At 46.9% G+C, this 10738-nt stretch carries 7 protein-coding genes (1 of these 7 cut by a window edge); 6 read left to right on the plus strand and 1 reads right to left on the minus strand.

Features of this window, described 5'->3' with window-relative positions:
* Positions 1 to 659: 659 nt before the first annotated feature.
* Entirely contained in the window at positions 660 to 2009 is a 1350-nt protein-coding gene (locus tag EL628_RS05595) for a helix-turn-helix domain-containing protein (protein WP_126578993.1), read from the minus strand.
* A gap of 810 nt (positions 2010 to 2819) precedes the next feature.
* Here EL628_RS05595 and aroC point away from each other — a divergent pair.
* From aroC to EL628_RS05625, 6 genes are all read left to right on the plus strand, one after another.
* The gene (gene aroC, locus EL628_RS05600) at positions 2820 to 3980 is read left to right on the plus strand and encodes a chorismate synthase (RefSeq protein ID WP_126578994.1); all 1161 of its coding nucleotides are present in this window, start codon (positions 2820 to 2822) and stop codon (positions 3978 to 3980) included.
* 169 nt (positions 3981 to 4149) lie between these two features.
* Entirely contained in the window at positions 4150 to 5832 is a 1683-nt protein-coding gene (locus EL628_RS05605) for a penicillin-binding transpeptidase domain-containing protein (protein ID WP_126578995.1), read from the plus strand.
* 271 nt (positions 5833 to 6103) lie between these two features.
* Positions 6104 to 7696 carry a penicillin-binding transpeptidase domain-containing protein gene (locus EL628_RS05610; protein WP_245993995.1) on the plus strand — a complete coding sequence of 531 codons (1593 nt, stop codon included), beginning with the start codon at positions 6104 to 6106 and terminating at the stop codon, positions 7694 to 7696.
* A 162-nt stretch (positions 7697 to 7858) separates the two neighbouring features.
* The gene (gene fdhD, locus EL628_RS05615) at positions 7859 to 8704 is read left to right on the plus strand and encodes a formate dehydrogenase accessory sulfurtransferase FdhD (RefSeq protein WP_218028875.1); all 846 of its coding nucleotides are present in this window, start codon (positions 7859 to 7861) and stop codon (positions 8702 to 8704) included.
* Between the two features lie 46 nt (positions 8705 to 8750).
* The gene (mnmE, locus tag EL628_RS05620) at positions 8751 to 10160 is read left to right on the plus strand and encodes a tRNA uridine-5-carboxymethylaminomethyl(34) synthesis GTPase MnmE (protein WP_126578997.1); all 1410 of its coding nucleotides are present in this window, start codon (positions 8751 to 8753) and stop codon (positions 10158 to 10160) included.
* Between the two features lie 251 nt (positions 10161 to 10411).
* Positions 10412 to 10738: the 5' portion of a hypothetical protein gene (locus EL628_RS05625; protein WP_161975294.1), read on the plus strand. The gene runs 915 nt beyond the window's last position; only the first 327 of its 1242 coding nucleotides appear in the window; it begins with the start codon at positions 10412 to 10414; the stop codon falls past the right edge of the window.

Raw genomic sequence — 10738 nt, forward strand, 5'->3', positions numbered from 1 at the left:
TTTTGATGGCTGTTTTTGAATCAGCGTACGACTGTTACGCGACCCTGGATATCAACTCATTTTTCATGTATTTCTAGATCACTATATCACTATAGTACTATGTATTCAAAATGAAGAAGGAAAGTTCTGCCTTTTTGTTCTTAATCGTTAATGGTAGTGAGGATGATCGAGAGATGTTTCTAATTTGTAGAATGACAAAGATTTGCGGCTGAGAAGGGTAATAGCCTGATCTTCATCAGCCCTCAGCCTGCAATGTGACAGGAAGAACTTTCTGGATTACGCGGGCTCAAAATGTGGACGCGACCTGGCATTCTATTGCCGCCTATCAAGCAAAAAATGGTATGTTCCTCTGGCATGGCTTTATATTAAATAGATAGCACATGTATATAGGGGGTACACTGGGTTAAACACTGACAACCAGGTAAACATCAAATAGCTCTTCTCAAAACTGTGTCGAGATCGATATGCATCTTTTGTCTCTGTACACGGCGCTCGTCGGCGTTTCCTCATCTTACCACCTTCGGGTGCCTGCCTGGTTGTCAATGTTCAGCCTCTCTTCTCATCGGGCTGTCTGTTTCCGTCTCTCTTTTAGTCAGCCTCTCTTATTCTGTCTCTCTTATAAAGAATGCAAAGAGTTTGATGAGATACATGATAGAACCTTATTGGCCGAGCTTCTGTTTGCTCTGGAAAGCGCGGCGAAAATGGGTAAAGGCTTCGCGCTCCTGACCGAGGCTTTCTAGTAGTTCTGCATAGCGTACTGACTCATCGGCCAGTTCCTGATGTGCTCCTATGCGTTCCAGCATATCGAGCCCCTCAACAAAGTATTGAGAGCCTGCCTCTGGCAATTGTTGTGCATAATTGATTCGCCCTAGCATAATCAATGCTTCCGCCCCAATGACACAGTCTCCAAAGGTTTGTGCCAGTGCATTGGCATGTTGAGCGTTTTGTTTGCTCACTGCCCAATCCTTCTGATCAAAATACCATTCGGCATTGCGCGTATAAATGCTGGCCAGCGTCAAAGCATCTTGCAGGACAGTAGGCGACTGTAAAGCCTCATCCAGGTATTCGCGCGCTCTGGCTGGATCACCTTGGAGGATGGCATGACCAAGAAAATGATGCAATTCACTGCGCAAATTTTTAATGGTCTGCTGATGGTGAATCTGTTCACATTTATATGCATACAGCGTTGCCAGAACTGATTGTTTGCTTTCAGCATAATAAGAGCTGATCTGTGCATAAATGGCCTGGATATCGTGCGTGCTCCCCAGGCCTTCAGTTAGCGATAGGGCTTGATGAAACATGGCAATGGCCTGATCAAAGTTTTCAGTGCGAGTGTAATGTTGACCAAGTTGAATGTAGAGCTGAATAATAAAAAAAGGATCATGGGGCTCGCTCTTTTCAAGCAGATCTAATGTGCGCTGATAGGCTTGTAACGCTTGAGCATAGTTACGCATAGCTGTATAAGTGAGAGCGAGCTGATAAAGAAAGCGCCTGGATAGATAGACATCTTCGCCTTCTTTGATCTGCTGGAGTCCGGCTGTGAGCAAGTTTTCGCTTTCTTGATGGCGTTGGACCTTATAGTAAGCGCATCCTAGAAGATAATGATGCTGTAAGAGGTAAGGATGCTTCAGGCGTTTGACAGAGATCCCTTCTAATTGATGAATGGCCTGTTGAGGCTCTCCTTGTTGAATGAGGAGAGAGAGCTCTAGAAGTGCCAGTTGAATCTCATCATCATCGCGCTCTGCAAGATTGGTCGTTGTACCAAACCGTTCGTCTGCTTGCGTGCGTGCAGGTAAGAGCTGCGTTGACGTGAGCCCTAAACGCCCGGCAAGGATTTCAAGAGCACGTAAAGAAGGATGGATCTGACCGCGTTCAATGGCAGAGATATAGCTTACGGAGAAGTCAGGGGCAGCAAGTTGGCTCTGCGTATAATGTTGTGCTACACGTGCTGCCCGTAATTTTTCCCCAACTGATTTTCCAATCTTGCTAGATGGTTGTTCGGGGGACATTTGTACCTCCTGTTTGTCATCTATTTTACGTTAGGAAGTTGATAAATACACAATATATTGGTCAAATGTATTGTAAAGTACGCTTCTGTTCAATGTCAATAGACAATTCAATAATCTATTGAATTGGTGCTTGATAAATCTTTCTTGTGTAGAAATTCAGTCGTAGAAGTACTAACTCCAAATACCAAAAAATAGAGTATGCTCGATTGATCCGGAAATTGATAGCAACAGAAAAAAGAGAGTTCTCTCAATTAAAGCTATCAGCCAGGCAAGTATTGTTCAGATGGAAAGGTCTACTGTTGTGTAACTATACGTTTGAGTTATGGTACTTCTCTCATATAGGTGGCTTGTATAATAAATAGTTCATCCCTTCTATGTTTGTTGCGCTCTCGTTAACGATCTTGTTTGACTTTCGATCGATTGTATAGAAGCTCACCTGCTGGAGAAAGGATAGACCCTGGAAGAGAGGGGTTTTCATCCACCTTATAATCCACTTGATAACCCACCTTGTATAAGGACTATTTCTGCTTGCACCGCTCCTTTTCTCTTTTAAACGAAGAGGAGGAGTGAATTTGTGGTGTGAAGCCGGTGGGAGCCATAAAGGGGAGACAATCTGTTGTATAATTTAGAGGATTATGAAAGACTATAATTGAGACTCTGTATACTCTGTCTATTCTGTTCAGGCTCTATCCTTAGTATACTTTGTGAGATAGAGCGAATGTGTAAATAAGGTGAGACAAACGTTGTTTCATGGCCAGAGACCTCTCTTTGCATAGCTTAGAGTTTGAAATATTTTGAGGAGCTCATAGTATGTTTCGTTTTCTGACTGCAGGGGAATCGCATGGCCCTTGCCTCACAATGATCGTAGAGGGTTTGCCAGCTGGTCTACCAGTGGAGAAGACAATTGTTGATGTTGATCTACGCAGGAGACAGGGTGGCTATGGACGTGGCGGGCGCATGAAGATTGAGAAGGACGCAATCCGTTTTCTGGCTGGGGTTCGTCACGGAAAAACGTTGGGTTCACCCATTACCATGCAGATTGAGAATCTTGACTGGCCTAACTGGGAAGAGCGCATGAGTGCGGCCCCGATTGAGGCAGAGGTTGAGGAGGTAACACGTGTTCGGCCTGGACATGCAGACTTTACCGGATCAATTAAATATGGGCATGATGATGTGCGCAACGTTATTGAGCGTTCAAGCTCACGTGAGACGGCATCTCGTGTGGCGGTGGGTGGCCTCTGTCGTCAATTCCTGTCACAATTTGGGATTACTGTTCGTAGTCATGTGCTTTCGGTTGCTGATATTGGATATACAACCGAGCGAGGTATGACACAGGATGCGTATAACGATTCCTTGTGGAATGCGGTTGAGGAATCGCCTATGCGGTGTGCAGATGCTGAGCTAACCGAAAAGATGATTGCTCGCATCCTGGAGGCCAAACGCAATGGCGATACCTGTGGTGGCGTGTTTGAAGTGGTTGCCTTTGGCGTTCCAATTGGATTGGGAAGCTTCAGTCAATGGGATCGTCGTTTGAGTGCTCGCCTGGGTCAGGCCTTAATGAGTATTCCCTCCGTGAAGGCAATGGAGATTGGGGCTGGATTTGGCGCAACGCGTGTGACTGGCTCGCATGTTCATGATGTTCTGCGCCATGCCGAAGATGGGAGCTGGTACCATCTTAGCAATAATGCGGGTGGTATTGAAGGCGGAATCACAAATGGAGAGCCAATTGTTGCGCGTGTTGGTGTGAAGCCAATCCCATCATTAGCCCATCCTCTGCCTTCTGTTGATCTTTCTACGGGCGAAAACATTGATCAGAGCCGCTATGAGCGTAGTGATGTCTGCGTCGTTCCTGCTGCTGGCGTTGTTGGTGAGGCCATGATGGCGATTGTGCTAACAGAGGCGCTCCTGGATAAATACGCAGGCGATAGTCTGACAGAGACTATGCGTAACTATCATAGTGGTCGTAAATAGATCTCTTAAGTAGATCTCTTCTGTATGCCAGACAAGATGAGACAACCTGGGTAGAGCAAGGGGGAGAAGTTGCCATTATTGAGCTTTAATGATACACTCCCTCCCAGGGACTCTTCCTAACGGTGTCGTCCAGGTCAAGTAGCAGGTTTAAAGCAAAGGATGCTTTTTGATGGATATTAGTGTAAGCATACGCAAGCTGACTCAACTCTTTATTGTGCTTTTCCTTGCGCTCAGTGGAGGATTAGTCTACTGGCAAGTTGTTGTAGCTGATTCAGTAAGCTCCAACCCTCATAACAACCGAAAATGTCTCTTTCAGAACGCCGCTATTCGTGGCCGCATTTTTGATCGGAACGGCATCTTACTGGCTGATTCCAAGCCTGATAGCACCTCTGGTTGTGGCTATACACGCCATTACTATGATCCCTCACTAGCTGGTTTGATTGGTTATTATGTACCTGGCTATGAGGTACGTGGTATTGAGAAACAATATGATGATTATCTCAGTGGCCGTGTAGGTTCGACCGTCCTCTCTAATACCGTGAATAAAGTGCTCCATCAATCGCCTGTGGGCAATGATCTCTATCTTACGATCGATGATCGTATTCAGAAGATTGTAGATCAGCACTTTGATGATCCCGTTAATGTTGATAATCATGCTGTGTATAAGACTGATCGCGGTTCAGTGATTGTCTCAGATCCTCATACAGGAGAAGTTCTGGCGATGGTGAGCCGTCCTGGCTATGATCCAAATAAGATGGTGCAGACCCTCTCCTCAGGAAAGGCAGATCATCTGGATTATTATAATCAGATGTCTGATCCTGTAAATCAGAACCTCCTTGAGCGTCCATTACAGTCTGTCTACCCTCCTGGTTCGATCTATAAAACGGTAACATTGTTGGCAGGTTTGAACTCTGGGAGCACTACCCTGAATGAGCAATTTGATCAGACGCATGCGATTGGGCCAGTGGCTTTTAAAAAGAGTGATGGCGTCCCCAGTAATGTCGGCCCCTCGGGTAATAACCTTCAGTGGGTTGGTGATCAAAATCGAGACTTTACACAAAATGCGTATACGTTACATCTTCCTGTCTCAACTGCGTATGGATTTGCTCACTCGGACAATGTCATTTATGGCACGATCGGAGTAAAAACAGGAGCACAGAAGTGGTTGGACTTAAATAAGCAGTTTTATGTCGATCAGACGATTCCTTTTGATCTACCAGTAGAGAAGAGTAAGGTACAGACTGGCGATCAGCCATTGAGCGATTATGATCTGGCGAATGATGCCTTTGGTCAGGGATTAGACCTTGTAACGCCGTTTCAGATGACGTTGTTTGATAATGCTGTAGCCAATAATGGTAACCTGATGCGCCCCACTCTGGTGATGGCAATCACAGATCATGATAAGAATGCCTTACAGACCAATTCTCCTACATCTCTAAGCTCGCCAGTCAGCGCACAAACAGCGACTGATGTACGACAGGCTATGTATGGGGTTACATTTTGTGGTTCGGGTCTGGTTGAGGGCGCTCAATTTGGCGCTTCGCCCTGGGGCATTATTGCAAAAACAGGAACCGCTCAGGTGAGCAATGACCTGAAAACACCGGCTCATTCATGGCTCTTTACCCAGGCTCCCTATTCAGTGAATAATCCATCTGCATTGCCAGCTCTGACGATTGTCGCCATGAAAGAGAATGGTGGTGAAGGTGGTAGCCAGGATGGCCCAATGATTACCGCGATGTATAACGATATCTTCACGAACGTGGATACCTATAAAAATTTGAAGGCACCAGGTGTGGCGGCACCTACGTACTGCTGTAAGGCCCAGCTTCTCCAAAGAGGTCCTGGCTGCTAACTCTCTCCGTTTCAATTCTTTCAAGAGGTCTGGCGCTACCGAAAGGTGGCTGGACCTCTTTTTTTGCTTATGGGCTCTCTTGAGCAAAGAAGCTTTCCTCTCAGGTGCTCGGGCTCCTCTTTGGGGTAGATCTTGCCACCTGATCTACTCACTCTTGCAATGATTATATCTCAATGGTACACTTTATAGAGTATTATATACAGAAGATATTCTATTTTAATGTAATAAAAGGTGTATTATGAATATTGGTGCAAATATAAGGAAGCTCACTTTGCTCTTCATTGTGTTGTTTCTGGCTTTGAGTGGAGGGCTGGTCTACTGGCAAGTTATTGTTTCAAAGCAGGTAGCCAGTAATCCACATAATAATCGCGCCTGTTTATATGAGAACGCGCCTTTGCGGGGACGCATATTTGATCGAAATGGAGTCCTGTTAGCGGATTCGCAGCCCAATCAAGATGCGCGCTGTGGGTATATGCGTCACTATTATGAGCCTTCGTTGGCTGGTCTGATTGGCTATTATGCTGGTCCAAACTATCCCAGTACCGGGCTTGAGCACCAGTTCGATGCCTATCTGACGGGTCAGGTCGGAGCCACAGAGTTAGAGAATCAGATGAACCATCTCCTTCATCAATCTCCAGTTGGCAATGATCTCTACTTAACGATTGACGTGCGTATTCAACGAATTGTGAATCAGCATTTTGATGATCCTGTGCAGATTGTGGACAATTCAACATTTAAGACTGATCGAGGCTCCGTAATTGTCACAAATCCTCAGACCGGCGAGATCCTGGCGATGCTGAGCCGACCCGGCTATGATCCTAATCGAATGGTTCAGACGCTAGTTAAAGGCAACCTGTCTTACTATAATCAACTGGCGAATGATCCAATTGGGAAGCCATTGCGCTGGAGGCCTACGCAAGAGACGTATGCTCCTGGTTCTGTGTATAAAACCGTCACGTTGATGGCTGGCTTAAACGAAGGAAAGACAACATTAGATCAGTCGTTTGATCAGCAGCATGCACTGGGGCCAATTTTCTACAATGGGCAGCAGATCGGGCCTGTTGGTAATAACATCGGTGGCTATACATCCAAATTCCCCGTTACTACCGAATATGGTTTTACTCATTCAGATAACGTCATTTTTGCACAGATTGGTGTGAATACTGGCAGTGATAAGTGGCTGGCGTTCAATAAGAAGTTTTATATTGGCGAGCAGATTCCCTTTGACCTACCAGTGACACCCAGTACGGTTTTGCCAGCAGGAACTCAGACGTTGGCAGATAATCAGCTGGCTGCGAATGCCTTTGGTCAGGGATACAATAGCATCACGCCTTTTCAGATGTCTCTTTTTGATAATGCAGCGGCGGCCAATGGAAAGCTCATGCACCCGATGCTGGTTGCAAAGATCACCAATCATGATGGAAGCGCACTCCAGACCTTTACCCCCGAGCAATTAAGTGCCCCATTGAGTGAGAAGGCTGCCACCGATACACGGAAAGCTATGTATGGAGTAACCTACTGTGGCTCTGGCTCGATTGAGCGTGTCAGAATTAATGGCTCACCCTGGGGCATCATCAGCAAAACAGGAACCGCTCAGGTAAGTGATAATGAGAGTATTCCGGCTCAAAGCTGGTTAATTACGCAGGCTCCCTATTCGGTGAATAATCCCTCACAGTTGCCTGCTTTAACGATTGTCGCCATGAAAGAGAATGGTGGTGAGGGTGGTGCTCAGAATGGCCCAATGCTAACGGCAATGTATAACGATATCTTTACAAAGATCGATACCTATAAAGGCCTGAAAGCTCCAGGGCCAGCGGCTCCAACCTATTGTTGTAGTGCAAAGCTTCTACAGATTGGTTGCTAGTTAATAGACACGGCATTCTCTAGCGAGAGGTAATTAAGAGGGCAGTGCCTGGCTGTAAGGAAGATCGGCCAGGCACTGCCCTTTAAGATGTATGATATAGTGAGATTGGCAGATCATTGCTTATGCAGAGTAAATTGGTTCTACCAAAGAGAAAGGAAGAGGATGACTCTCTCTCACTTCTGGCGTGCAGCACAGGACCCTGAACGGGTCATGCAGATCGATATCAGCCATTGGCAAGGCAATGACCAGCACCATCGGACAGAGCTGGTAACCGTAGAAGAGCCTTTAGAGATCAGGATCAATGGTCAGAGTCTGGCTATTGTGATGCGCACTCCCGGGCATGATGCAGAATTGGCGATGGGTTTTCTCTTCTCAGAAGGTGTCATTCACGATGCTGCTCAAGTTTTACGCATTGAGAATGCTCTGGATGAAGATGGGTTACCACTGGTAAATGTACTGAACATACAATTGTCACAGCTATCATCTAATGGTCATCCAGGCTTTGAGCGCCATTTTGCAGTCTCTTCAAGTTGTGGACTTTGTGGGAAGCAGAGTATTAGCGATCTTCTCCTTGCTACCTCGCCTTTAGAGCCAGATGCATTGCAGCTTCCAATTGCCCTTTTTTATACTCTTGCAGATCGCTTACGAGAGCAACAGACGGTCTTTACAGCAACAGGCGGGCTTCATGCAGCTGGTCTCTTTGGATTGAATGGAGAGCTGCAGCTTGTGCGTGAGGATATTGGCCGTCATAATGCAGTCGATAAGCTGGTAGGCTATGGCCTATTGCAGCACATTCAACCTTATCGAGAGCACATTCTGCTGGTTAGTGGACGCACCTCTTTTGAGATTCTCCAGAAAGCCTTGCTGGCTCGCATCCCCTGTGTGGTAGCGATCTCTGCCCCCTCTAGCCTCGCAATCGAGCTGGCAGAGAAGAGCGGTATTACCCTGCTTGGCTTTTTACGTGAGCGCTCACTCAACGTTTATACCCATCCTGAACGCCTGATTTAATTGAGCTATTCTTGTGACTTATAGAGGGATACGCTATAATTTAGCCATGCAAAACGATACTATTGCCGCCATTGCCACGCCTCAAGGTGTTGGAGGGATTGGAGTCATCCGTGTCAGTGGGTCTGACGCTTTTGCGTTGGTCAGCCCACTCTTTCGCCGCAGGGCCAATGACCAGATTCCACCTTCTCACCAACTCACATATGGGCATATCATAGATCCACAGAGCCAGGAATTGCTGGATGAAGTCCTGGTTGCCTTTATGCGTGCGCCTCATACATACACCCGAGAAGATGTCGTTGAGATTCAGGGGCATGGAGGACCTCTTGTCTTAAAGCGCCTCCTTCGAGCAGTATTGGCTCAGGGAGCCCGGATGGCTAATCCAGGAGAGTTTACCTTACGTGCTTTTTTAAACGGGCGTCTTGATTTAGCCCAGGCTGAGTCAGTCATGGACCTCATCGAATCGCAGACAGAGGTAGGGCGGCGCCTGGCAGTGCAACAGTTGCAGGGTCAACTGTCATCGCAATTGCAAGAGGCGCGACACACCATTTTGGGCGTGGTTGCCCGCATTGAAGCGAGTATTGATTTCCCTGAAGATGATGTTCCTACTCCAACAGTTGCCGAACTGGTGCCCATCGTTTCTCTGGCCCAGAGACAGATTGCTCAGCTATTAGCGGGATCGGAACAGGGCCGGCTCTATCGCCAGGGGCTACGTACAGCGATTATTGGCCGTCCCAATGTTGGCAAATCTAGCCTGCTCAATGCGTTGCTTCGTACCGAACGTGCCATCGTCACCTCAGTAGCAGGTACCACGCGCGATACAGTTGAAGAAGTTGCCAACCTGCGTGGCATCCCCCTTCATCTTATTGACACCGCAGGAATCACACCAACCGATGATCCTGTCGAACAGATTGGGATTCAAAGAAGTCGTGCGGCAGCTGAAAGCGCGGATGTCATTCTGCTGGTCTTTGATGGCGCTACTCCCCTGACTGTTCAGGATCGTCAGATTATGGACGAGCTACAAGCGTTAGGATTTGGCGCCCGTGAAAAGTCCTCGTCGCGTTCGGTCGTGCTTGTGCTTAACAAAGCCGATTGTCAGCAGAGAGTCGAGACTGGTGAACTGCAAGAAATCTGGCCTGATGCACCGCTAGTTGCTACTTCAACACTCTCGGGGCAAGGACTAGCAGATCTAGAAGAAGCTATTGTCGAACTGGCACTGTCAGGAAAGTTACAGAGTAATGAGAACGTTCTGGTGACCAGCGCTCGTCATCAAGATGCACTGAGACGAGCAGCAGAGCATATAGATGCCGCCATCGCTTCATTGCAGAAGAACCTTCCGCTTGATTTTGTGTCCATCGACTTAAGGGCTGGATACGACGTGTTGGGTGAAGTCACCGGCGAGACAGCAAGTGATGATCTGCTAGATAAAATATTTCACGAATTTTGTATTGGAAAATAGTTTCCGTTTTATGCAGGTCTATGTATGCACAAATGTCGCCGTATGAGAAGGGCCTGCATAAGACACTCCCCTTCATTTCCGCAGTTGTCTCTCATTTTTTTCTTCTCATCGTATTAGTGTAGGGAGACCTTCTCAAGAGAGATCTATGAGAAAAACATTTTTTATGCATTTCTCGTTCGTGGTAGAATGTACGTTGATTGAAATCTTTCTCAACAGAAAAGCTGAGGAAGCTATTAGAGGTAATCGAAGAAGTGAATACACTACAGAATGCGTTAAATTTTTTAAAGCGGCCAGCTGGGATTATCACTGCTGTAGTAATCATAGTAGTGCTGGTAGCTACGAGCCTATCGTATAAATTTGTTATTCAATCATCAGGACATGCCCCTGCACCAACGCCAAAGGTGGTTAGAAAACCAACTCCTACGCCGACTCCCACACTGGTGCCCACGGCAACGCAGGTTCCTACGCCAACTCCAATCATCTTACCAACCCAGGACCCAGCTCAGATTCAGGGTGTCGATGGAACGATGGTCTATAACGGTATCTCCTGGTTGCGTATGGGCTATCCAACATGCGGC

Origin of the sequence: Tengunoibacter tsumagoiensis (assembly GCF_003967535.1) — a bacterium.
Taxonomy (GTDB): Bacteria; Chloroflexota; Ktedonobacteria; order Ktedonobacterales; family Ktedonobacteraceae; genus Tengunoibacter; species Tengunoibacter tsumagoiensis.